The organism is Labrenzia sp. 5N, assembly GCF_012395805.1.
In the GTDB taxonomy this organism is placed as follows: Bacteria; Pseudomonadota; Alphaproteobacteria; order Rhizobiales; family Stappiaceae; genus Roseibium; species Roseibium algicola.
On sequence record NZ_JAAZTM010000004.1, the window covers coordinates 1 to 23,439 of the forward strand.

The 23,439-nt window shown below is 60.4% G+C and carries 18 protein-coding genes; 10 read left to right on the plus strand and 8 right to left on the minus strand.

The features are described 5' to 3' along the window. Nucleotides 1-229 precede the first annotated feature (229 nt). Nucleotides 230-1,039: an MBL fold metallo-hydrolase gene (locus tag HEP89_RS03080; RefSeq protein WP_209014423.1), complete on the plus strand. Its 810-nt coding sequence runs from the start codon at nucleotides 230-232 to the stop codon at nucleotides 1,037-1,039. A gap of 57 nt (nucleotides 1,040-1,096) precedes the next feature. Here HEP89_RS03080 and rsmD read toward each other — a convergent pair whose 3' ends face one another. Both rsmD and HEP89_RS03090 read right to left on the minus strand, forming a co-directional pair. After that, entirely contained in the window at nucleotides 1,097-1,654 is a 558-nt protein-coding gene (gene rsmD, locus HEP89_RS03085; protein ID WP_152508347.1) for a 16S rRNA (guanine(966)-N(2))-methyltransferase RsmD, read from the minus strand. Then, nucleotides 1,651-3,069 (minus strand): pseudouridine synthase, encoded by a 1,419-nt coding sequence (locus tag HEP89_RS03090; protein ID WP_209014425.1) that lies wholly within the window; start codon nucleotides 3,067-3,069, stop codon nucleotides 1,651-1,653. Before HEP89_RS03090 ends, rsmD begins: the two co-directional genes overlap by 4 nt. Before the next feature lie 218 nt (nucleotides 3,070-3,287). Between HEP89_RS03090 and HEP89_RS03095 the strand changes: the two genes are divergently transcribed. Both HEP89_RS03095 and HEP89_RS03100 read left to right on the plus strand, forming a co-directional pair. Then, nucleotides 3,288-3,749 (plus strand): nucleoside deaminase, encoded by a 462-nt coding sequence (locus HEP89_RS03095; RefSeq protein ID WP_168691307.1) that lies wholly within the window; start codon nucleotides 3,288-3,290, stop codon nucleotides 3,747-3,749. A gap of 162 nt (nucleotides 3,750-3,911) precedes the next feature. Continuing rightward, the gene (locus tag HEP89_RS03100) at nucleotides 3,912-5,096 is read left to right on the plus strand and encodes a porin (protein ID WP_168691308.1); all 1,185 of its coding nucleotides are present in this window, start codon (nucleotides 3,912-3,914) and stop codon (nucleotides 5,094-5,096) included. Between the two features lie 77 nt (nucleotides 5,097-5,173). On the opposite strand, the gene HEP89_RS03105 is transcribed toward HEP89_RS03100, so the two are convergent. Both HEP89_RS03105 and mutL read right to left on the minus strand, forming a co-directional pair. Next, entirely contained in the window at nucleotides 5,174-6,052 is an 879-nt protein-coding gene (locus HEP89_RS03105) for an alpha/beta hydrolase (protein WP_209014427.1), read from the minus strand. 63 nt (nucleotides 6,053-6,115) lie between these two features. After that, complete coding sequence (mutL, locus tag HEP89_RS03110) at nucleotides 6,116-8,008, minus strand: DNA mismatch repair endonuclease MutL (protein ID WP_168691309.1); 1,893 nt, start codon at nucleotides 8,006-8,008, stop codon at nucleotides 6,116-6,118. A gap of 114 nt (nucleotides 8,009-8,122) precedes the next feature. Here mutL and HEP89_RS03115 point away from each other — a divergent pair, with 114 nt between their 5' ends. Next, on the plus strand, nucleotides 8,123-8,998 hold the full coding sequence (locus tag HEP89_RS03115) for a TIGR01459 family HAD-type hydrolase (protein WP_077290743.1): 876 nt from the start codon (nucleotides 8,123-8,125) through the stop codon (nucleotides 8,996-8,998). A gap of 28 nt (nucleotides 8,999-9,026) precedes the next feature. On the opposite strand, the gene HEP89_RS03120 is transcribed toward HEP89_RS03115, so the two are convergent. Next, a complete protein-coding gene (locus HEP89_RS03120) occupies nucleotides 9,027-9,599 on the minus strand; it encodes a TetR/AcrR family transcriptional regulator (protein ID WP_158514211.1) in 573 nt (190 codons plus the stop codon). Between the two features lie 201 nt (nucleotides 9,600-9,800). Here HEP89_RS03120 and HEP89_RS03125 point away from each other — a divergent pair, with 201 nt between their 5' ends. Further along, nucleotides 9,801-11,174 (plus strand): hemolysin D, encoded by a 1,374-nt coding sequence (locus HEP89_RS03125; protein ID WP_077290745.1) that lies wholly within the window; start codon nucleotides 9,801-9,803, stop codon nucleotides 11,172-11,174. Next, nucleotides 11,171-14,296, plus strand: coding sequence for an efflux RND transporter permease subunit (locus HEP89_RS03130; RefSeq protein WP_168691310.1), 3,126 nt, complete (start codon nucleotides 11,171-11,173; stop codon nucleotides 14,294-14,296). Before HEP89_RS03125 ends, HEP89_RS03130 begins: the two co-directional genes overlap by 4 nt. A gap of 199 nt (nucleotides 14,297-14,495) precedes the next feature. On the opposite strand, the gene HEP89_RS03135 is transcribed toward HEP89_RS03130, so the two are convergent. Further along, nucleotides 14,496-15,188: a protein phosphatase CheZ gene (locus HEP89_RS03135; RefSeq protein ID WP_209009821.1), complete on the minus strand. Its 693-nt coding sequence runs from the start codon at nucleotides 15,186-15,188 to the stop codon at nucleotides 14,496-14,498. A 173-nt stretch (nucleotides 15,189-15,361) separates the two neighbouring features. Next, entirely contained in the window at nucleotides 15,362-15,745 is a 384-nt protein-coding gene (locus tag HEP89_RS03140) for a response regulator (RefSeq protein ID WP_006935666.1), read from the minus strand. Nucleotides 15,746-15,995: 250 nt separating this feature from the next. Between HEP89_RS03140 and HEP89_RS03145 the strand changes: the two genes are divergently transcribed. From HEP89_RS03145 to HEP89_RS03155, 3 genes are all read left to right on the plus strand, one after another. Then, a complete protein-coding gene (locus tag HEP89_RS03145) occupies nucleotides 15,996-16,442 on the plus strand; it encodes a MaoC family dehydratase (protein WP_023002057.1) in 447 nt (148 codons plus the stop codon). Nucleotides 16,443-16,627: 185 nt separating this feature from the next. After that, nucleotides 16,628-17,626 (plus strand): bifunctional riboflavin kinase/FAD synthetase, encoded by a 999-nt coding sequence (locus HEP89_RS03150; RefSeq protein WP_168686228.1) that lies wholly within the window; start codon nucleotides 16,628-16,630, stop codon nucleotides 17,624-17,626. Nucleotides 17,627-17,874: 248 nt separating this feature from the next. After that, nucleotides 17,875-18,810 (plus strand): DMT family transporter, encoded by a 936-nt coding sequence (locus HEP89_RS03155; RefSeq protein ID WP_023002059.1) that lies wholly within the window; start codon nucleotides 17,875-17,877, stop codon nucleotides 18,808-18,810. Here the strand turns inward: HEP89_RS03155 and HEP89_RS03160 are convergent. Continuing rightward, nucleotides 18,802-20,085 (minus strand): glycosyltransferase family 87 protein, encoded by a 1,284-nt coding sequence (locus tag HEP89_RS03160; protein ID WP_168691311.1) that lies wholly within the window; start codon nucleotides 20,083-20,085, stop codon nucleotides 18,802-18,804. The genes HEP89_RS03155 and HEP89_RS03160 overlap by 9 nt on opposite strands. A gap of 380 nt (nucleotides 20,086-20,465) precedes the next feature. On the opposite strand from HEP89_RS03160, the gene ileS reads away from it, so the two are divergent. After that, entirely contained in the window at nucleotides 20,466-23,426 is a 2,961-nt protein-coding gene (gene ileS / locus HEP89_RS03165) for an isoleucine--tRNA ligase (protein ID WP_168691660.1), read from the plus strand. Nucleotides 23,427-23,439: the final 13 nt, after the last annotated feature.

The window sequence follows — 23,439 nt, forward strand, 5'->3', positions numbered from 1 at the left end:
CACCTCAGGCAACCGCCTTTGCAGCTACAAGCGCAGGCCGGTTGCCTTTTCTTTTGGCACCCCCTTCCAAAACGTCTCAAGTTTCAGGCAAACGGGCAGCGCACACCTCCACATGCCTTGCCGTTGGCGGTCTGCCCCCTAGTATTTTGCTCAGGTGTGGTTTTCGGGATGGACTGACATGGCAATGTGCTTTTTCCCAATTCACGGACGGCGACAGAAGGCCGGCGGATTGTTCCGGCTGGTTCCGGTGCTGCTCAGCCTCCTGGTTACAGCCGTTCTTGCAGGACCCGCATTCGCGGTCTGTCAACTGGTTGCAGACGCCCCCTACCGAGCGCCCGGGCCGGACGAAATGCGCATCTGGCGCGCGTCACTTCAGGCAAATGAAGTCCAGATCCGCTACATCGACCATTCCACCTTTGAACTTGAAACGCCCAAGGGCGTGCGGATCGCAACCGACTACAACGACAGTGTCCGCCCGCTTCTGCCGCCGGATGTAGCCACGATGAACGGGGCTCACAGCACGCATTACTCCATCAGCCCGGATCCGAACATCGAACATCTTCTGTACGGCTGGAACCCGAAGGGCGGGCCGCTGGACCATGACGTCACGGTTGATGATGTCCGCATCCGCAATATCCAGACCAACATCCGCGGCTGGGACGGGGAAGAACGCCGGCTCGGCAATTCGATCTTCATCTTCGAGGTCGCCGACATGTGCATTGCGCATCTCGGCCACCTGCATCACCGGCTTACGCAGGAAGATCTCGTCCGCCTAGGTCAGATCGACGTCGTATTTGCGGCCATAGACAATTCCTCGACGCTCCGGCTGGACAGCCTGATGGACGTTCTGGAAAGCATCGGCCCTGCGATGGTCGTGCCGATGCACTTCCATTTTTCCGGAGCACTGCAGGCCTTTGTCGGGCGAGCGCAGGAGGCAGGGTATGACATCGTGCGGGCGCAAACGCCGGCCCTGATCGTCAGCCGTTCCAGCCTGCCAACGCGGAAAACCGCCTACATCATGATGCCGGGCGGCGCCTGACGGGTGAAAGAAATCCCACAGCGAGACGAGTGGGTTGATGGCGGGCCGAAAGAGACTTCAGCCGCCATATCGCAGGAACACGACCTGGCTATCGCCTGCCTGGCGGCGGTCGAGTTCCTCGAAGCCTTCGGGAACATCGATGTGAGCTGAAGATCTCTCTTCAAGCACGCACAAGGCGCCCTGTTTCAGCCAGTCTCCGCCCGCTGCCGAAGCAAGGGCCTTTTCACCCAGCTTCTTGTCATAGGGAGGGTCGGCAAACAGCAGATCGAAAGGCTCGATGGTGCCTGCACTGCCAAGGCGGGTGGCATCGCGCCGGAATATCTTGGCAGCGCCATTGAGGCCCAGCGCCTCCATGTTCCGTCGAATGATGCCGCGCGCTTCCGTCCCTTCTTCGATGAAGGTGCAATGGCGGGCGCCCCGGCTGATCGCCTCGAAGCCCAGCGCGCCGGTGCCGGCAAAAAGATCCAGGACCCTTGCATCTTCAAGATCAACATCCAGGCCATGAGCCAGGATGTTGAAAATGGTTTCACGCAATCGGTCGCTGGTCGGCCGTGTGTCGTGCGATTTCGGCGCGGCCAGAGCCGCGCCCTTGAAACGCCCGGCGACTATTCTCAAGACCGGTCCCCGCGACGCGGCGGACGTCCACCTTTCGGAGGCCCACGCCGGTCGTCCTTGTCACGGTTGGAACGACGTTCCTGCTGCTTGTCTTCCACCATGCCTTCCTCACCCCAGATACGGCGGGAAGGTGGTGTGAAACGCTCTTCACCGAAATCCTTGCGCGGTTTCGGCTCGGACGTCAGGCGGAAACGGGAGCGCGGCGAGACTTTTACTTTTTCCTGGCGCGGCCCGGCATTCTTGCGCGGCCCCTGGCCGGCCGTCTTCTTGCGGTCTTCACGCTTTTCGTTGCGTTCAGTCTTGGCTGCCCGCTTGCGGTCGGTCTCACTACGGCCTTCGCGTGCGGTCATCCAGCGGCCCTGGCTGGCTTCACGCTTGCCGCCATCCCTGCCGCTACCTTCCCTGCCGCCACCTTCCCGGCCCCCGCCACGCTTGGCGCCTGCGGGCTTCTTTTCCGCTTCCGGCTTGGGGGCATGAAAGATCGGAGCGTCAAAATCCGCACCGGCTTCCTCGGCCAGCGTATCGCCCAACTGGTCACGCAAAACGCGGCCCCGGATTTCACGGACATCGCCTTCCGGCAGATCCATCAGCTGGAACGGGCCATAGGACAGGCGGATCAGCCGATTCACGGCGAGGCCGAGATGTTCCAGAACCCGTTTGACCTCACGGTTCTTGCCTTCGCGCAGGCCGACCGTCATCCAGACGTTGTTGCCCTGCTCCTTGTCGAGCGTCGCCTCGATCGCGCCGTAGAGCACGCCATCGATCGCGATACCGTCCTTCAATGTGTCGAGATCCGCCTGGGTCACCTTGCCAAAGGCGCGCACGCGGTAGCGGCGCAACCAGCCGGTGGCCGGCAATTCCAGAACACGCGCCAGGCCGCCATCATTGGTCAGGAGCAGCAAGCCTTCAGTGTTGATGTCGAGCCGGCCCACGGTCAGGACGCGCGGGAGATCATCGGGTAAGCGCTGGAACACCGTCGGACGGCCTTCCGGATCCTTGTTGGTCGTCACCAGACCCCGTGGCTTGTGGTAGAGCCAGAGCCGGGTGCGCTCGCGCATCGGCAACGGTTCCCCGTCCACCAGCACCTTGTCGTCAGCTGTCACTGTTACCGCAGGCGTGGTCAACAGCTTGCCGTTGAGCTCAACCCTGCCGTTTTCGATCCACACTTCCGCCTCTCGGCGAGAACACAGGCCGACGCGCGCCATGACCTTGGCAATGCGTTCGCCACGATCATTGGCTTCGTCTGCCAGCGGTGCAGTCGCCGGTCTCGGCGCCCGTTTTTCGAAGTCGCCCTTTTTGGGGCCGGCTTTCGATTTGTCGTTCGGTGCGGACCGGCGCTTTTCCGGTGCACGTTTATCGCGTCCCCGGCCTTTTGCGGGACCCGGGCGCTCGGAAGAGAATTTTCTTGTCGTCATGCGCGCGTCATAGCAGAGCTTGAGCCTTTCGGGAATCGCTTGTTTTCTGCATAAACCGCAGAGGCGCCGTGCTCCGGATGCATGGCGGCGGCCTGACGCCTCGGCGAAGGCCCTGTCCGGGGCTGACGACCGGCATAATAACGGGTAAACAGAACAAAGCCGACAGCCTCTCAAATCGAGGCTGAACCCTACACTTACGCTCCGACTCACCCTGCTCGATGCTTACCACTTCTGCCAATCAGACATCGTTCATGGATCTCGCGCTCGAAGAGGCCGAGAAAGCGGCGGCACGCGGTGAAGTGCCGGTCGGTGCGGTGCTCGTTCGCGATGGTGAAGTGATCGCTCGAGACGGGAACCGGACGCTGGAGCTCAACGATCCGACAGCTCACGCAGAAATTCTCGTGATCCGCTCCGCATGCGAACGGGCAGCTTCGCAACGCCTTCCGGACTGCGATCTCTACGTGACGCTCGAACCGTGTCCCATGTGTGCCGGTGCAATCTCTTTTGCGCGGGTCCGCCGGCTTTACTATGGCGCGGGAGATGAAAAGGGCGGCGCGGTCGATCATGGCACCCGCTTTTTCTGCCAGCCGACCTGTCATCACGCACCGGATGTCTATTCCGGCATAGGCGCGACACGCGCGGCGGAGTTGCTCAGATCGTTCTTTCAGGCAAAGCGCTAAACGGTTTTCAAGTTAAATTGACCGGATTGCCCGTTGCTCAAAAGCAACAACATCAACCAATCGCTCATATCTGCTGATTTCACCTCTCCGAGAGGCTGAAACTGACATCTACGAACGGCATAATGTGCGTGGGGGTATTTCCGCACTTCATCGGAGTATCAAATGACTCGTAATGTTGTTCTCGGGGCAATTGCCGGTTTCTTCGCGGCCGCAAGTCCGGCGCTTTCGGCCGACCTGCCAGTGGCTCCGGAACCTGTCGACTATGTCCGGATCTGTGACGCCTACGGCGCGCGCTTCTATTACATTCCCGGCACCGAAACCTGCCTGCTCGTAGGCGGCCGTGTCCGGACCGAATTCCGCGTCCGCAACTTCGGCGAGGCCGAAAACGCCTGGGGCGACCGGGACACTGACGGTTACCAGTGGCGTTCGCGCGGCTATCTCTACCTTGATGCACGTACCGCGACCGAATTCGGCACACTGCGTGCCTTTATCGAATCCTACATCACGCTGACCAACGCCTCGACTTCGACCACGCTGGACAAGGCCTATATCCAGTGGGGCGGCCTGCTGGCCGGTCACAACGGTTCGAACTTCGACTTCTTCACCGGATATGCCTTCAACGCGCAGATCGAAAGCTATTCCGATCGCAAGCTGAATCAGGTCGCCTATACGATGGCCTTCGGCAACGGCTTCAATGCGACTGTCGCGCTGGAAGACCGTTCAGGCCGCGAAGAGAATATCGCGTTCAACGGCACCAACCAGGGCTATGGCGGCACCCGCGCACCGGACTTCGTCGCGGCACTGGGCGTCAACCAGGGCTGGGGTCAGGCCCAGATCATGGGTGCTCTTCACCAGGTCTATCCGAGCGCTGCCTACAACGGTCTTGCAGGCCGGACGGAAGACGAACTCGGCTGGGCAGCTGGTGCCGGCGTGACCGTCAACTTCGGTGGCTTTGCCAAGGGCGGTGCCGTCTCCCTGCAGGCCGTCTATACCGATGGCGCCAGCGGATACGGGTCCACGGGCTGGAACAGCCGCATCACCGATGCGGTCTGGAATGGCAGCAGCACCGAGACCACCAAGACGCTGAACATCTTCGGCGGCGTGACGCTCGGTGTAACCGACACCGTTCAGGTGAATGTCGAAGGCGGCTACCATGATGTCGATGGCGGCACCAGCGCCTATGACTTCACCCAGTGGGACGCGACCGCAAACGTGGTCTGGGAACCGGTCTCCGGCTTCCTGATGGGCCCGGAATTCCAGTATCGTGATGTCGACTACAGCCGCTCCTCCGGCCTGAACGACACCTACGAGCTCTACGGGACCTTCCGCCTGCAGCGCACATTCTGATGCCGTAACCCCGGCAAAGGAAAACCCCGGGCACTTCGCCCGGGGTTTTCTGTTTCAGGCGCAACACGGCAGATGGTTCAAGAGCCTTCGCGCCATTTCACCCAGGCGGCGAGAACGAAGTCCCACATCCCGTTTGACCACAGATTGCTGTGACCGCCACCTTCGACAATCACAAGCTGCCTTGGGTCTTTCGCAAATTCATAAAGACGCCTGCCGTGTTCCACCGGGATGACCCGGTCTTCCGTCCCATGCACGATCAGGACCGGCGCGGCGATCTTGCCGACGCGATCCCGTGTCGCCATCGGGTCGCTCATCATGAGGCCCACCGGCAACCAGGGATACCTGTCCCAGGCCATGTCGACCAGCGCCGTATAGGGCGCTTCCAGCACCACAAGGTCCGTTTGCGGACGCTCTGCCGCCACTGCGGCGGCAACACCCGAGCCAAGACTTTCTCCATGGACGATGACCGGCGTGCCTGAAGCTGCCATCCGGTCGAAATGTTCAAGGCCGTCCGAAATCAACGCCTCTTCCGACGGGCTCCCCTCACTTCCGGCATATCCCCGGTAGCTGGGCGCATAGAGACCGAAACCGCTGTCCAGGATCTGCTTGAACCGCTTCCAGCGGGAGGAGACATTGGCTGAATTGCCGTGAAAATAGAGTACCGTGGGAGCGCCTTCAGCAGCAGGTGGCGCGTGCCAGACGGTCACCTTTGTACCGTCAGCCATCGCCGCTGTTTCAACGGTGATACCTGAGAGCCCCTTTTCATCCGGCGTACTCAACTCTCCGGTTGGAACGAAGATGAAGCTGCGCTGGTTGAAATACATGTAACCGGCCGCCATGGCGTAGGCGATGCCGACAATGACAGCCACACGCGAGACGGCCTTCCAAAGCGTGCGCCCAGGTCTGCCGGTCTTGTTCAATGCCTGTTCCGCGCTGCCGGAGCCGTTTTGTGTCATCTGACTGTCTCCCATTGCTCCGACGTCTACGATCCGCATCGGGAGGTCGATCAGATTGCCGGGTTATTTGCGGCCGAAGAGCTTCTCGATATCGCCGAGTTTCAGCTCCACCCAGGTTGGCCGGCCGTGATTGCACTGTCCGGAAAGCGGCGTGGCTTCCATGTCGCGCAAGAGCGCATCCATTTCCTCGGGACGCATGCGCCTGCCTGCACGCACCGAACCGTGGCAGGCCATCGTGGCGGCAACATGGTCCAGCTTTTCCTTGAGACCTTCGGCAGTGTCCCATTCGGCAAGCTCGTCGGCCAAGTTCCGGACCATGCCCTGGATATCCATGTCGCCGAGGATAGCGGGGGTCTCCCTGACGGCGATGGCACCCGGGCCGAAGGCTTCCAGGGACAGGCCGACTTTTTCGAGATCCCCCGCGCGATCAGCCAGCCGAATTGCATCTTCTTCCGGCAACTCGACGATCTCGGGGATGAGCAGCATCTGGCGGGCGACATCCTTCTTGGCCAGCGCTTCCTTCAGACGTTCGTAGACAAGGCGCTCGTGGGCGGCGTGCTGGTCAACGATGACGACACCGTCCTCGGTCTGGGCGATGATATAGGTTTCATGAACCTGCGCACGGGCGGCCCCCAGCGGAAGGCGGGTCTTTTCGGTTTCAACCGGGACGTCATTCGCGCGGGCATCCGCCGACGGTCTGGCAAAGTCGGCAAAACCGTTCTGCCGTTCGAAGGCCGGCTGTGCTGCTTCGGCAAAGCCTGTTGCGTGCGCTTCCTCCATCTGGAGCGGGCGAAAGGCCTCCGGCGCCCAATGGGGCGCAGCAGACGTGCGGGTGTAGGAACCACCGCCATATCCCCCGGAACCTGTTGGAGAAGATGGTGTATGACCCGGTTGAGAGAACCCCGCCGACTGTGCCCTGATGGCGTCCAGTGCAACGGCCGCGTTCGAGGTCGATGACCGGTGTCCGGACTGAACCAGTGCATGCTTGATGGCACCCACCAGAAGCCCACGCACAAGCTGGCTGTCCCGGAAGCGTACATCGGCCTTGGCCGGGTGCACGTTGACATCGACCAATGCCGGGTCGAGATCGATGAACAGAACCACAACCGGATGACGGTCACGGGCCAGCACATCGGCATAGGCTCCGCGCAATCCGGATAGCAGCAGCTTGTCCTTCACCGGGCGGCCGTTGACGAAGAAGAACTGGTTCTGCGCATTGCCACGGTGGTGTGTCGGCAAGCCTGCAAAACCGGTGAGACGCACGCCTTCCCGGGCAGCGTCGATTTCCATGGCGTTGTCGACAAAATCCTGGCCGAGAATCTGCGCGATCCGAGCAAGATGCGGTTCACTGCCGCGTGCTGCTGGCCAGCTCTGGGACTGCCGGTCGGCGCCGCCGAGGGAAAAGCCGATCTCCGGATAGGCGAGCGCGATCCGCTTGACGATTTCGGTGATGGCGGCCGCTTCCGCACGATCCGATTTCAGGAATTTCAGCCGTGCAGGTGTCGCGAAGAAAAGGTCACGCACTTCAACCTGGGTGCCTTTTGTACGGGCTGCGGGCACAAGCGGCTGCTCCCTGCCGCCCTCGACGGCGATGGCCCAGGCGTGGTCCTCGTCCTTGTGACGGGTCTGGATCGCCAGCCGGGCGACGGAGCCGATGGACGGCAGCGCTTCACCGCGAAACCCGAGCGTGCGGATGTCGAACAGGTCGTCGTCGGAAATCTTGGAGGTGCAGTGCCGGCGGATTGCCAGTTGCAGATCCTCCTGGCGCATGCCCTCGCCGTCGTCGGCAACGCGCATGAGCGTCTTGCCACCGGCGGCGGTGACGATCTCGACCTGTTTTGCCCCGGCGTCGACGGCGTTTTCCACCAACTCCTTGATCACGCTGGCGGGTCTTTCGATGACCTCGCCGGCCGCAATCTGGTTGATCACCTGTTCGCCAAGTTGCCTGACCTTCATGAAACTCCCTCTACTCGGTTTCGCACCGCGCCATGTTCCTATATGGTCCGCGCCGAGTTTGCGTCGATTCTTCAGCAAAGCTTATCAGACCTACCCAGATCCGAGTGACCCGCCATGACAGTTTCTGCACCGCTTCTTGTTGAGGGGCTCCGCACCCTCGCCCCGTCCTACAAGGGCATCCTGTGTGACGTGTGGGGCGTGCTGCACAACGGTGTATCGGCTTTTGAAGGCGCGCACAAAGCCCTCAAGGCCTTTCGCGAGGAAGCCGGTGGCAAGGTGGTCCTCATCACCAATGCCCCGCGCCCTGCAAAGCAGGTTGGCGAAATGCTGGCCGCTCTTGGTGTGCCGGACGGAACCTACGACGACATCGTCACCTCCGGCGACGTGACCCGCGAGGTCCTTGTGGCTCAGGGCAAAAAGACGCTCCTGCACATCGGTCCGCACCGGGACCAGCCGCTGTATCACGGCCTTGAAGCCACCTTCACCACCAATGACGAGGAAGCGGAAGGCATCAGCTGCACCGGGCTGGAAGACGACGAGGTCGAAACGCCCGACGATTACCGCGACCGGCTGCAGAAGCTGGCCGAACGCGGCCTGCCGATGATCTGCGCCAACCCCGACATCGTGGTGGAGCGCGGAGAGCGCCTGATCTGGTGCGCTGGCGCCCTTGCCCGTCTTTATGAAGATCTCGGCGGCGAAGTGGCCATTCTGGGCAAACCGCATGCCCCCATCTACGACGCGGCGATGAAGCGCCTCGCGACGCTGGCGGGCGAAGAGGTCGCCAAGGAAGACGTCCTGGCCATCGGCGACGGTCTGCCGACCGATATCCGCGGTGCGGTGTCTCAGGATCTCGACGTTCTGTTCATCACCGCTGGCATCCATGCCTCCGACTTCGGTCCGAGCGACGCGCCGGACGAACATCTGATCCGCCGCCGTCTGGCCGAAGAAGGCCTGCGCGCACGTGCTGCCCTGCCGCGTCTTTGGTGGTAAGCGCGCGCAGTATTGCTAGCGGGCTCATTTAACGTCCCGTATCGGGGCCATGCCCCTGCAAATAGGTCTGGACGTAATTTTCCACGTCCAGGCCTTCGTGGCCTGTCCCCAGGCCCATCTCCTTCATGAAGCCCATGACGGCCAGCGGCGCGATGAGCGCAACGGCGAAGCTGACCGGATCGCCCGGCTTGAGCCGCCCGCTGCTCTGATGCTTTGCCAATGTGCGGGCTACGCCCTGCAGGTTTTTCAGCAGAAAGGGCGTCACCGCTCGCAGTTCAGGATGCTGGGGCACCTGCGCAAACAGCGTCAGGGCAAGCCCGCTATGCTTGCGGTAGGTCTCCAGATAATTGCGCACGATTTCCAGAAGATCGGCCTTTACGTCTTCCCCCGGCAACATCTTGCCGAACGAGACGTCGGATAGCGTGTCGCCGATGGCGGCCTCGATCAAACCTGCCTTCGACCCGAAACGGCGAAACAGCGTGACTTCGTTCACCCCTGCCCTGTCCGCTATTTCCTTGGTCGTGGTTCCGCTGAACCCGCGCTCGCAAAACAGTGCGACTGTTGCGGAATAGATTTCTGAAACATCTACATTTCTAGGCACTTGGCCGCCAAACGCGCCGGGCGCGCCCTCAATTTTCCGGAAGACATTCCGTCGCACCTAATGCCAAACAGGATGCAAATGCAAGCAATCGCTTGCAATAAAATTGGATCATCACTATTTGCAAGTTTGGACTTGCATTAAAGGAATTGTGGTCGGCGGAGGTCTGCAGCCCGCCGAGCGAACATTGCCAGGAGAGCCGCCGTGTCGCTGTTGCGAAAAGCCCTGATCCTTCCCCCCGTGATCGCCGGTGCAGCAGTGCTGGTTTATGCGGTGAGCGGGCGCGAAGCACCCAAGCGCACCGACATCGGGGAAACGACGACGCTCGTGCGTGTCGTCACGGTCGAGCCTCAGGACTTCGTGCCGCGCGTAACCGGGTACGGCACGGTCGATCCGGCCCATACACTTGATGCCATCGCGCAGGTGTCCGGCCGGGTCACCTACATCAATCCGGATTTCAAACGCGGTGAATTCATCCCGGAAGGCAAGATTCTGGTGACACTGGCACCGGAAGACTACGAGCTGGAGATTGCCGAGGCGCAGAGCGATATCGCCAGTGCCGAGGTGGATATTGAAGAGCTGGCCGTTACCCTGGATACACAGAAACAATCCCTGGCGATTGCCAAATCGGTCCTCGACCTGGAACAGCGTGAGCTGGCCCGGCTGAAAACGCTTCAGGAGCGCAAGGTCGCGTCCGATCAGCTGGTCGAAAACCAGGAAGGCACGGTGCTTCAGCAAAAGTCGCGGGTTCAGGACCTTGAGAACGAGATTGCGCTCAACCCGGTGAAGCGCAAGGCACTGGAGCAGGTAAAGGCCAAGAACGAGGTTCGTCTGGAAACCGCAAAGCTGAACCTTGCCCGCACCACGATCCGTGTTCCCTTCGATGCCAGGGTTTCGAAGGTCAATGTAGAGATCGACCAGTATGTCGGTGCCGGCAGCTCCATCGGTGAACTTGACGGCATCGACGCAGCCGACATCGACGTTCAGATCAGTCCTGGCAACATGGCCGGATTTGCCAATCTGGCCTTTCCCGGACAATTGGAAACGGAAGAAGGTGTCATCCGGGCACGGCATTCGCTTGACCGGCTGAAGGCCAAGGTAAGGGTCGGATCCGTCGGAGAGACCGCCGTCTGGGATGCGCACGTCAAGCGGGTCAGCGACACGGTGGATCCGGACACCCGCTCCATCGGACTGATCGTCAGCGTGGACAAGCCCTATGACACCATCCGGCCGGGTATAAAGCCGCCATTGGTCAAAGGCATGTTTACCGAGGTTGAGCTGTCCGCACCGCCCGTGGCCGATCAGATCGTGTTGCCGCGCAACGCGGTCCACAGTGGCAGGATCATGACTGTCTCGCCCGACAGCCGACTGGTTACGGTGCCGGTCGAAATCGCCTTCCGCTTCGATGATATCGTCGTTCTGGGAACGGATCTGCCAGCTGGAAGCAAGGTCATCGTCAGCGATGTGTCCCCGGTGATCGAAGGCATGTTGCTGAAGCCTGTCGAAGACGAAGCTGTGAAGGCAGGTTTGAAGCGAATGGCGAGCACGGATGCTCTCAACGGTGAGGACCAGCCATGATCCGCTACTTCGCCCAGCACCCAACCGCCGCCAATCTGTTGATGGCCGGTTTCATCATTCTCGGACTGCTCAACCTTCCGGGTCTTCTGCTGGAAACCTTTCCGCAGATCCCGATAAAACGGATTACCGTGACAGTCGCCTATCCCGGAGCAACCTCAGCCGATGTGGAACGCACCGTATGCCGACGCATCGAGGATGCGCTCGACGGGATCGAGAACATCGACGAACTCAAATGCGATTCCCGGGAAAACCTCGCACTTGCGACCGTCAAGATCATGGAAGGCAAGGACATCGACCAGCTGATGCTGGATATCGACCGCGAGATCAACGCGATCGATGATTTTCCCGAGGGCGTTGAAGACCCGATCATCGAAGAGGCGGGCCGCCTGAGCGAGGCGACCTCCGTCGTCATCACCGGAATTGACGACAAGCCGCAGCTGAAGAACTACGCCGAAGCGGTGAAGGACCGCATGCTGAAGTTCGGCGGCATACCCCAGGTCGAGATTTCCGGCTTCTCTGACCGGCAGTTCCGCATCGAGGTGCGCGACGCCGCCGCGCGTGAAGTTGGGCTAACCCTCTCGGAAATCGCAAATACCCTCACCAGGCAGAATGTCAGCGCTCCCTCCGGAGAGATCACGACTGTAGGCGGCTCGATCCTGCTGCGTTTCGCCGACGAGCGCCTTGCCGCGGATGCCTATGCGTTGGTGATTGTCGCCTCTTCCCCGCAAGGCGGCCAGATCAAGCTGGGCGACATTGCCACGATAAGTGATCTCTTCGAGGACGAAGAGGTCGAAACCCGGCTGAACGGCAGGTTGGCCGCTGTTCTCGACATTTCCATGACCCGCAGTGACGACCTGATCAAGGTGGTGGAGCGGGTGCAGGAATTCGTCGATGAGGAACAGGCCCGTACTGCCCCGGGCATCGCCCTGACCATCATCAACGACGGCTCGATCATCCTGAAGGACCGCCTGTGGATGCTGGTCAACAATTCTCTCCAGGGACTGGCGCTTGTCGTTGCGGCCATGTGGATCTTCTTTGGCGGGCGGCAGGCATTCTGGATCGGCATGGGCCTGCCGGTGTCCTTTCTGGGCGCGCTCGCCGCAATGTCCATTCTGGGGCTGACGATCAACATGCTGTCGATGGTGGCCATGCTGATCGTGGTCGGCATCATGATGGACGACGCCATCGTAATTTCCGAAAACATCGCGACACGGCGCCAGAAAGGGCTCGGTCCCCTGGAGGCCGCCGTGCAGGGAACGCGGCAGGTCGCCCCGGGTGTGCTGTCTTCGTTTGCCACGACCACCGCCATTTTCGGTGCACTTGCCTTTATCGAGGGCGACCTTGGCGACCTGTTGCGCGTGATCCCGATGGTCATGTTGCTGGTTCTGGCCGTGTCGCTGGTCGAAGCCTTTCTGATCCTGCCCAACCACCTGTCCCATGGCGCTACGCGCGACACTCCGAACTGGGTAACCCGCAAGGCGGAAAGCGGTGTCGGGTGGGCGCGAGAGCATGTGATCGGTCCCTGTGCCACATGGTCTGTGCGGAACCGCTATTTTGTCATCGGCGCCTGCTTCATGCTTTTCCTCGCTTCGGTCTCGCTGCTGGCCGGCGGCGTCGTTAAATTCCAGGCGTTTCCGAACGTGGAAGGCGACCAGATCGAAGCGCGGATCGAATTGCCGGCAAGTGCGACGCTCGCCGACACGCGCAAGGTCGTGACAGAGGCAATCAGTGCGCTGGAACGCACCGATGCGGCGCTGTCGCCGCGCAATCCGGATGGAACATCCCTCCTCAAGAACATACTGGTGCGGTTCAACGAAAACAGCGATGCCGGCACCAGCGGAGCACATCTGGCGACCATCGACATTGATTTGCTGGACGGGCCCCTTCGTGACGCAGGCAACCAGGAGATCCTGAAAGTCTGGCGCCAGGAACTGCCCGAAACGCTCGACGTCCGGCGCATCATTCTCACCGAATCCAGCATCGGTCCGGCGGGACGCGCCATCGAATTGCGCCTGGCCCACAATGACCTGCAAATGCTCGACCAGGCTTCTGAAGAGCTTCAGGCCTGGCTCAAGGGCTATGACGGCGTCTACAACATTTCCGACGATCTCAGCCTCGGCAAACCGGAACTGGCCCTGTCTCTCAAGGACGGAGCCGGGGCAGTCGGACTTGATGCCAAGGCAATCGCCGACCAGCTGAGAGGGGCCTACAACGGCATTACCGCCGATGAGGTTCAAGTCGGTTCGGAAAGCTTCGAAGTCGATGTCCGCCTTGCCGGCAGCGACCGCAACAGCCTTGGCGATTTCGAACTCTTCACCGTGGAGACCCCTTCTGGTCACCGGGTCCCGCTCGGCTCCGTCGCCGACATCCGATCCGACCGCAGCTTCACGCGGATCAATCGTATTGACCGGGTACCGACCGTGACGGTCACCGGCGACGTTCTTCTCGGTGTTGCCAATGCCAACGAAGTCGTCAAGGACACGGAAACGAGATACCTGCCGCAACTCCTGGAAAAATACCCCGGATTGAGCACTTCGACCGAGGGGCAGAATGCGGAAGGCGCCAAGACGCAGGCGTCCATGGTCAAGGCACTCGGCACCGGCCTGATCTTCGTGTTCATCCTGCTGAGTTTCCAGTTCCGAAGCTACAGCGAACCGGTCGTGGTGATGACGCTCATCCCCATGGCGTTGATTGGTGCGGTCTGGGGGCACTTCCTGATGGGCATCGACTTTGCGATGCCAAGCATGCTGGGCTTCATTTCGCTAGCCGGGATCGTGGTCAATGATTCAATCCTGCTGGTCCAGTTCATCAAGGACGAGCATGACCCATCGCTGGAAAGCGTTGCAGAGATCGCTCCACTGGGTGCCAAGGCCAGGTTCCGTGCGATCCTGCTGACGTCGGTGACCACCATCGTCGGCCTGCTGCCGCTGCTGTTCGAAACAAGCCCTCAGGCACAGGTATTGATCCCGCTGGTGACTTCGATCTCCTTCGGACTGATCGGCACGACACTCATGATCGTCTTCGTGGTTCCAGCGTTCTATACCATCCTCGACGATTTTGACCTGACCTCACTCGCCCGGGAACGCAAGGCGCATCGGGAGAAGCTGGCGGCCGCCGAATAGATGCTCCTCTCCGACGTCGTCGCTGCAGGGCTTACCCTGCAGTCCAAGCCGTTGCCTTGACCCGCACAAGGCCAATCCGACTGGAGACCAAACGGCATGGATCCCATGGTCAAGCCATGGGATGACGATGGAGAGAATGTTCAGAACCAAAAAGGGCCCTCCAATGGAGAGCCCTTTGAAATCGTTTTTTCAGTCCGGATCAGTCGAACAGCTTGTCGATATCCGCCTGTGCGCCGCCCAGAAGGGCATCGATATCGTCTTGCGAAACACCTTCGCCTGAATGCTGCGGACCATGGAGGATCAGCTCGCGCTTGCGGCGCTCCGACTCTGTTTCAACCAACTTCGCATCAAGGTCTTCCGGAATGCGCAGCTGCTCGATGAAGGAAGTCACACGCTCATCGATGTAACGAAGCGTTTCGACCACCTTCGAAATTCTCTGCCCGGTGATGTCCTGGAAGGTGCAAGCCTCGAAGATGCTGATCATCTTGTTGCTGACCAGTTCCTGATAGGCTTCATGGTCGCTGGCATCGGCGCCCATGATCTCTTCGGCTGCTTCCATGATGGTGTTGGTGGCTTCTTCCGTCGCCTCAACGATGGCGTCCAGTTCCCGTCCGGCGTCCGGGATCTTGCTGCCAGTCATGTCATTGGCGCGCAGTTGGGAGATTTCCTCCTTCATGCGCCTGATTTCCTTGGCGATGACGGTCAGCTCTTCCGTAACGGCCGGTTGTACGGTCGACAGAAAATCGTGCATCGAACCCGACATGACTTCTGCAAGATGCATCACGTCGGTCAGGGAAACTTCACCTTGCCTGTTCTTGTTTTCCTGCAGGAAGTCTATGACTCGGGCAATGTTTTCCTGTTTCATACTGGCCACCAGGTCGAGCCTTTCCATTTTGAAAGCATCCTCCGAAGCGCGGATCCGGAATTCTCAGGAACCGCTATAACTTTTCGGATGCAGCAAAGCTGACCCGGCCTGCCTGCCCAGCAAGACCGCGCCGATCCTGTACATCCGTCTGGCACTGGCGGAGGTGCGCCCCAACGCAGCTCCCCGCCAAGTGCAAGAAATCAATCGGAGAAGACCGCCTCGATCTTGCCTTTCAGCGTCTGAGCATTGAAAGGCTTCACGATGTAGTTGTTCACGCCGGCTTTCTTGGCGGCGATGACGTTTTCCGTCTTGGATTCAGCAGTCACCATGATGAAAGGCGTCTTGCTGAGGCTGCCGTCGGCACGAACCTGCTTCAGCAGCTCGTAACCGGTCATCGGCTCCATGTTCCAGTCGGAAATCACCAGGCCATAACGGCGCTGTTTCATTTTTTCCAAAGCTTCGGTGCCGTCCGCAGCATCGTCGATGTCTTCGAAACCGAGTTGCTTGAGCAGGTTCCGAATGATGCGAATCATCGTTTTGTAGTCATCGACCACGAGGACCGGCATCTGAAGATCAAGGGCCATTGTCTACTCCATACTGTCAATTTGCGCGGCCCCTGGCCGTGGGCCGGTGGAAACGCGTTATGACTTCGAAGGAGAGCGACACATTATTGTGTCCTCACCTCCCCACACTCAACGCAATCTACCCGCCGCCCCTGAAAAGACCGTTAATAACAGGCGCTTTTTTCTTCGCCCAAAGCACAATTGCCAGAAAACCTTGCACCGCCTAGCGTCCGCCTACTTCAAATCAAGACAAATCAGGGCGGAAACCGTAATGTTGGAACTGCAAAAACTCTGCTTCGAAGATCTTTCCGTGGGTATGAGCGAAGTACTCGTGAAGCATGTAAGTTCTTCCGACGTGGTCGGCTTTGCGGAAGTATCCGGCGACCGGAACCCGATTCATCTGTCCGAACATTTTGCCGCCCGCACGCCCTTCAAGACGAGAATCGCCCATGGCCTCTATACGGCCAGCCTGATCTCGGCCGTGCTCGGCACCCGCCTTCCCGGCCCCGGCGCGATCTATCTGTCGCAAACGCTCAATTTCAAGGCACCGGTCAGGATCGGCGATGACGTCAAGGTGACTGTCACCGTCGAGGAACTGATGGAGCGCGGCAACCGTGCCCGCCTTTCCTGTATCTGCAGTGTCGACGACACCGTGGTTCTGGAAGGCGAGGCACTGGTGAAGGTTCCTGGCCGGGACGAAGATCAATCAGGTCTTTGACGGGCAGCGACCGCAAAGGCAAGTCTTCGGCACATCCCCATCTTGACCTTTGCTTTGCTTGACGGCAGGTTCCACGCCAAAGTCGGCAGGGCTGCTCCACCTGGAGCGCCTTGTTCGACGTGTTCCTGCAGGACGGGCCGGCACACCGGACCGTTGTGACGTATCGTTGCGCGAAGGTTTGCCGCATGAGCTCCACTGATCCCTCCAGCTTTCCGATCATCGAAAGCCTGGATGCCTTTCCGGCGGACCTGAAAGGCGGCATCGTTGCCATCGGCAACTTCGACGGCGTTCACAGGGGCCATCGTGCCGTGCTCGACGCCGCGCTCGGTCTTGGCCATGGCACGCATCATCCCGTCTATGCCATGAGCTTCGAGCCGCATCCGCGCACGGTCTTCAACCCGTCCAAACCCGTTTTCCGTCTGACCCCGCCACAGCAGAAACTCGACCTGCTGCGCCTGTGCGGTCTCGATGGCGCGCTCATCCTTCCCTTCACCCGGGAGTTTGCCGGCATCGAAGCGAATGCCTTCGTTCAGGACATTCTCATCGACACGCTCGGCATCTCCCACGCGGTCACCGGTTATGACTTCCACTTCGGCCGGGCCAGACAGGGCACCCCAGACTATTTGCGTTCCGCCGGCGCCGACCACGGCTTCGGCGTGACCATCGTCCAGCGCGAGGAAGACGAAGGCGCCGAAGTCATTTCTTCCACACGTATCCGCGACAGCCTCTCACGGGGGGATATCGCCCAGGCAAACGGTCTCCTTGGCTACCGCTGGTTCTTCGAGGCGGACGTGCGCCACGGAGACAAGCGCGGCCGCGACCTCGGCTATCCGACCGCCAACATGAGCCTTACCGAGGACTGCCCGCTGAAGCAGGGCATCTATGCGGTCAAGGTCCGTGTCGACGGGGCCTGGCATGACGGCGTCGCCAGCTATGGTCGCCGCCCGACCTTCGACAATGGCGCCGCACTGTTTGAAGTGTTCCTGTTCGACTTTGCTGGCGATCTCTACGGCAAGACGCTGCGCGTGCACCTGGTGTCCTATCTGCGCGGCGAGGAAAAATTCGACTCGGTCGAGGCACTGATTGCCCAGATGGACCGGGACAGCGAAGAAGCCCGCGCCGCGCTTGGCTCGTTACAGCCGCTGTCCGAACTCGACATGAAACTGCTCGATCTTTCCGCCTGAGCAGCCTTCAAAATATTTTCTCTTTTCTGACGAACTTGGCGTTTGCCGGCTTGCTCCGGGAGACGTTCAACTTCAAAAGGAATATGGATCGGCAATCCTGCTGCGGTCAGCGACCACAGAGATTTTTGCCCGGCCCTTTCCTTGTTGCCGGTCCCTCTCCCAAGCGATTGCCCATCGCCGGAAGGCCGGCGAAATCCCTGTTCGCGTGTGGTTTTCAGTGATGAAGACGCTCCGGAGGTTGCAGCACGATGAAGCGTCCATCCATTTCCTCGCGTTCCGGGGATGTCGAGCAGAACCCGCTCATGGCGATTTTCCTGATGACGTCGGCCATGCTGCTGCTGCCGGTGATGGATATCACCGCAAAATATCTCTCCGCGGAGCTGCCGACGCTTGAGGTCACATTCGGCCGATTTTTCTTTCAGCTTCTGATCAGCCTTGCCATTGCATTGGTCACCGGCCGCCTCATGCACCTGAGGGGCAAGCAACCGGTCGTGAACTACCTGCGCGGCATTCTTCTGGGCACGGCATCGCTCTGTTTCTTCACTGCGGTGAAGTACATGTCGGTGGCGACCGCGATCTCGATCTTCTTTGTTGAGCCCATGGTCCTTACCATCCTTGCGGCGGTGCTTTTGAAGGAACAGGTCGGCCCGCGGCGGATCGGCGCCATTCTCGTTGGCCTGCTGGGGGCCATAATCGTGCTGCGGCCGACGCTGGCGGAAATTGGCCTCGTCAGCCTGCTGCCGGTCGCAACCGCCGTTCTGTTTTCCTTCTACCTGCTGCTCAACAGGCTCTACCCCGTTCGCGACGATCTTCTGACCATCCAGTTCAGCGCGGGCCTGTCCGGTTCACTGCTGCTCGGGACAGGTCTTGTGATCGGATATCTGACCGGGATCGAAGGCATGGAATTCGTCATGCCGGACGCACCCCAGTCCGGCTTGCTGGCCTTGATCGGGCTGATTTCCTTCGCTGGCCACGGTCTTGTTGTTTCCGCGTTTCAACGCGGCAGCGCCAGTATGCTGGCACCGCTGCAATATATCGAAATCGTCAGCGCCACCTTGTTCGGGTATCTGGTCTTTTCCAATTTTCCGGACGGCCCGACCTGGCTGGGGATTGCCCTGATCATCTCGAGCGGGCTCTACATCACCCACCGCGAGCGCAAGCTGCGGCAGGCGGCCTCAAACTGATCCGGCAACCGCGCCGTCGAGGTGCTCTCGTTCCGGATGTGCGGCGTGCAACTGCAGTCTGCGCAGCCCCAGCCAGACGAGCATCACCGGCAGGACGGGTGCGATCGGGATGCCGAGCCAGATCGCAAACGGGCTGGTGGATGCAGACAGGCCGATGATGATGAAGAGCGCTATTTTCTCGTAAGGCAAGAAGCCGTTTCTGAGGCCCTCGCGGATCAGGAAGGCACAAGGGATGATGATCAGCGTCAGGTCGTAGGAAAGGGCAAAGGGTGTGACCAGCAAGGTGCCGCCGACCAGGACCGGAGCCCGCACCGACATGGCGTCCGTCCGCCGCCAGACCCGCCACACGCAAACGGCAGCGGCAAGGGCAAAGACCGCCTGCACTATCATCGCCGGCAGATGACCGAGCCCCAGCACCCTGCCTGCACCGTAAACCGAAATCATCTTGACCCATTCCACGCCGCCCAGCTCCATCATGGCGGAGGCAACCGGCGCCTGAATCCAGAAGGCCTGCCAGGTGCCAAAGCCGAGTACCGCAACACTGAGCGCGGCGAACACCAGCGTCGAGACGGATGCACTCAGGAAGGTCCGCCAATTGAAGCTGGCAACAAGGGCAAGCGGAACCAAGATGCCCAACTGCGGCTTGATGGTCAGAAAACCCAGCGCGATGCCCGCCCACACCATCTGCCGCCGTTCGATCCCGACGAGAAAGAAACCGTAGAGCGCTGCGGTCAACGCTGCATTCTGACCATGGAAAGCATTGTTCGCACAGGCCGGAACGAGGATCAGGCAGGCGGCCAGCAGCCAGTTGCCCGCAATCAGGCGGCAGGCCAGACACAACAGGCCCGTGGTGATCCCGATAAAGACGGCAAACGCGATCTTGTAGGGCAGAAGCGCAAACGGCATCTGCAGCATCTGGAACGTGGGCGGATAGAAGAAACCGAAGACGGTGTCTGTTCCGGTGTACTGCTGCTGGAGGGCGGAAAACGCAGCGGGACTGTATGCCACTTCCGGCGTTCCGTTGAGAGCCTGGCCCCCAGCCATCCAGAAGCTGAGGTAATCCATCAGCAACGTGCCGTTGGGCGCGCCATAAGTATTGGGCACCACCAGCATCCACAAAAGGCCCAGCGTGAAGCCGATTGCGGAACACAGACATGCAAAGCCGATCCGGTCCCAGCTCAGCCAGTCACCCGTCACGACACCGCGAGACCAGAGACTTGCCTTGTCTACGCCCGCCTGCGACCCATTTGCCGCCTGTTTCACCTGATTGGCCATTTTCTGCCGGTCTGTCCGTCGCTCACCCGTCTCAATCCGGGCCTATCCATGACCGAAAGACATTCATATTCGGTTACCCGAAGCCGATTTTCGGAAGTTGTACGTTTGCCGGACAGACAAACAACACAGGAATTGCCGGAACATCTTTATTCATCGCCGAAGTGCTGCTATGTCCCTTGCCATGCAACACAAGGCTCTCATAGTCGTCGCCAGACCGACGATCGCGATTACGCGAATTACTTGCCCGGCCTTCGGCTGACGCGGCAATGCGGCGCCAGGGACCGGGACTTCCAGATTTCATGTTGCTGCCCGAAACGGGCCGGCAATCATCCTGACATATGACGCGGGCCCAGGGCCCGAACGACCGGATCGACGTGACGATGACCGAGACAGATAAACGCGACTATTCCGAAACGCTGAACCTGCCGCAGACCGAATTCCCGATGCGCGCCGGCCTTCCCAAGAAAGAGCCGGAAATCCTCGCTCGCTGGGAGCAGATGAACGTCTACAAAAAGCTGCGCGAACAGGGCAAGGGCCGCAACAAGTTCGTGCTGCATGACGGACCTCCCTATGCCAATGGCAACATCCATATCGGCCATGCCCTGAACAAGACGCTGAAAGACATCGTCACGCGCTCCATGCAGATGACGGGCTTCGAGAGCAACTACGTTCCAGGCTGGGACTGCCACGGCCTGCCGATCGAATGGAAGATCGAGGAACAGTACCGCGCCAAGGGCAAGAACAAGGACGAGGTGCCGATCAACGAATTCCGCCGCGAGTGCCGCGAATTCGCCGAGCACTGGATCGACGTCCAGCGCAAGGAGTTCAAGCGCCTCGGCATCGAGGGCGACTGGGACAACCCTTACCTGACAATGCGCTTCGAGAGCGAAGCCGTGATTGCCCGGGAACTGATGAAGTTCGCAACCTCCGGCCAGCTTTACCGCGGTTCCAAGCCGGTGATGTGGTCGGTGGTCGAAAAGACCGCGCTTGCCGAAGCCGAGATCGAGTATCAGGACTACCAGTCCGACATGATCTGGGTGAAGTTCCCGGTCGAAAGTGCCGGCGGACGCGATGAAGCGGCTGTCGAGGAACTGCTGGACGCTTCGGTCGTGATCTGGACGACCACGCCCTGGACCATCCCGGGCAACCGCGCCATCAGCTATTCCTCGCGCATCGACTACAGCCTCTACGAGGTTACGCAGGACGGACTGCCGGACGACAACTGGGTCCAGAAGGGCGACAAGCTGATCCTGGCGGATGCCCTCGCCGACGAAGTGTTCAAGAACGCACGTATCACCGATTTTGCGCGTGTCCGGTCCGTCAGCAACGACGAGCTGGAAACCCTGACCTGTGCTCATCCGCTGGCAGGGCTCGATCTCGGCGGTTACGAATTCGACGTGCCGCTGCTGGACGGTGACCATGTCACCGACGATGCCGGTACCGGCTTCGTGCACACGGCACCCGGCCACGGCACGGACGACTTTGAAATCTGGATGACCAAACGGGCCGATCTGGAAGCACGCGGCATCAACACCGCGATCCCCTTCACTGTTGCCGATGACGGCTTCTACACCAAGGATGCGCCTGGCTTCGAAGGCTGCGAAGTCATCACGCACAAGGGCGAGAAGGGCAAGGCCAACAAGGCCGTGATCGAAAAGCTGAAGGAAAGCGGCAACCTGATCGGTCTCGGCCGGTTGAAGCATTCCTATCCGCATTCCTGGCGTTCCAAGAAGCCGGTGATCTTCCGCAACACGCCGCAGTGGTTCGTCTACATGGACAAGCAGTTGTCCGGCGAAGGCGACACGCTGCGCACGCGGGCACTGAACGCCATCGACGAGACACGCTTCGTGCCGGGTGCCGGCCAGAACCGTCTGCGCTCCATGATCGAGAACCGGCCGGACTGGGTCCTTTCGCGCCAGCGCGCGTGGGGTGTGCCGATCACCGTGTTCATCCACAAGGAAACTTCTGAAGTCCTGAAGGACGAAGCCGTCAACAAGCGCATCTTCGATGCCTTCGTGGCGGAGGGTGCCGACGCCTGGTTTGCGGATGGCGCCAAGGAGCGTTTCCTGGGCAACGACTACAAGGCAGACGAGTGGGACATGGTCCGTGACATCCTGGATGTCTGGTTCGACAGTGGGTCCACACATGCGTTCGTTCTGGAACAGCGCGAAGATCTCGCACCCAAGCGCAAGACCGACGGCGGCAAGGACTATGTCCTTTACCTTGAAGGCTCCGACCAGCATCGCGGCTGGTTCCATTCCTCGCTGCTGGAAAGCTGCGGTACACGCGGTCATGCACCTTACGACGCCGTTCTGACCCATGGCTTCACCATGGCAGAAGACGGCCGCAAGATGTCGAAGTCTCTCGGCAACCAGGTGTTCCCGCAGGACGTCATCAAGCAGTATGGCGCCGACATCCTGCGCCTGTGGGTGGCCTCCACCGACTATTGGGAAGACCAGCGCCTCGGGCCGGAGATCATCAAGACCAGCGTCGACAGCTACCGCAAACTGCGCAACACGCTGCGCTGGATGCTGGGTTCGCTTGGCCATGCCACCGGTGAAGAAGTAGCACTGGCCGACATGCCTGAGCTGGAGCGGCTGATGCTGCACAGGCTGGTCGAACTCGACAAGATGATCCGTGAAGCCTACTGGGAGTTCGACTACAAGAAGGTCTTCCACCAGCTGTTCACTTTCATGACGGTGGAACTGTCGGCCTTCTATTTCGACATCCGCAAGGACGCGCTTTATTGCGATGCGGCTTCGTCCGTGCGCCGCAAGGCGTCGCTTTTCGTGATCGACAAGCTGTTCGATTGCCTGGTGACCTGGCTCGCACCGATGATGCCGTTCACCATGGACGAAACCTGGACCTCCCGTTACGGCGAGGAGGCCTGCGTTCACCTGGAGCAGTTCCCGACTGTTCCGGCCGAATGGCGTGACGATGCGCTTGCCGCCAAGTGGGCGAAGATCAAGACGGTTCGCCGCGTGATCACCGGCGCGCTGGAAATCGAGCGCCGTGAAAAGCGGATCGGCTCCTCGCTGGAAGCTCACCCGGTCGTGCATGTCACCGATGCGGAACTGATGGACGCGCTCAAGGGCAAGGACATGGCGGACATCGCCATCACCAGCCAGTTGACGCTCAGCAGCGAACCGGCACCGGAAGGCGCGTTCACGCTCGGCGACACCAAAGGTGTGGCTGTCGTGCCCGGCCTTGCCGAGGGTACCAAATGCGCCCGCTCCTGGAAGATCCTGCCGGAAGTAGGCTCCGATCCGGATTATCCGGATGTGACCTTGCGCGATGCTGCCGCCCTGCGTGAATGGGACGCTGCCCATGCCGCAGCCTGAGCGGCAGGGTTCC

Coding starts and splice junctions, on each gene's coding strand:
- HEP89_RS03130 (WP_168691310.1), top strand. CDS start 11,171: ATGATCCGCTACTTCGCCCAGCACCCAACCGCCGCCAATCTGTTGATG.
- mutL (WP_168691309.1), bottom strand. CDS start 8,008: ATGAAGGTCAGGCAACTTGGCGAACAGGTGATCAACCAGATTGCGGCC.
- ileS (WP_168691660.1), top strand. CDS start 20,466: ATGACCGAGACAGATAAACGCGACTATTCCGAAACGCTGAACCTGCCG.
- HEP89_RS03100 (WP_168691308.1), top strand. CDS start 3,912: ATGACTCGTAATGTTGTTCTCGGGGCAATTGCCGGTTTCTTCGCGGCC.
- HEP89_RS03115 (WP_077290743.1), top strand. CDS start 8,123: ATGACAGTTTCTGCACCGCTTCTTGTTGAGGGGCTCCGCACCCTCGCC.
- HEP89_RS03140 (WP_006935666.1), bottom strand. CDS start 15,745: ATGGCCCTTGATCTTCAGATGCCGGTCCTCGTGGTCGATGACTACAAA.
- HEP89_RS03155 (WP_023002059.1), top strand. CDS start 17,875: ATGAAGCGTCCATCCATTTCCTCGCGTTCCGGGGATGTCGAGCAGAAC.
- HEP89_RS03095 (WP_168691307.1), top strand. CDS start 3,288: ATGCTTACCACTTCTGCCAATCAGACATCGTTCATGGATCTCGCGCTC.
- HEP89_RS03090 (WP_209014425.1), bottom strand. CDS start 3,069: ATGACGACAAGAAAATTCTCTTCCGAGCGCCCGGGTCCCGCAAAAGGC.
- HEP89_RS03145 (WP_023002057.1), top strand. CDS start 15,996: ATGTTGGAACTGCAAAAACTCTGCTTCGAAGATCTTTCCGTGGGTATG.
- HEP89_RS03135 (WP_209009821.1), bottom strand. CDS start 15,188: ATGGAAAGGCTCGACCTGGTGGCCAGTATGAAACAGGAAAACATTGCC.
- HEP89_RS03160 (WP_168691311.1), bottom strand. CDS start 20,085: ATGGCCAATCAGGTGAAACAGGCGGCAAATGGGTCGCAGGCGGGCGTA.
- HEP89_RS03105 (WP_209014427.1), bottom strand. CDS start 6,052: ATGACACAAAACGGCTCCGGCAGCGCGGAACAGGCATTGAACAAGACC.
- HEP89_RS03150 (WP_168686228.1), top strand. CDS start 16,628: ATGAGCTCCACTGATCCCTCCAGCTTTCCGATCATCGAAAGCCTGGAT.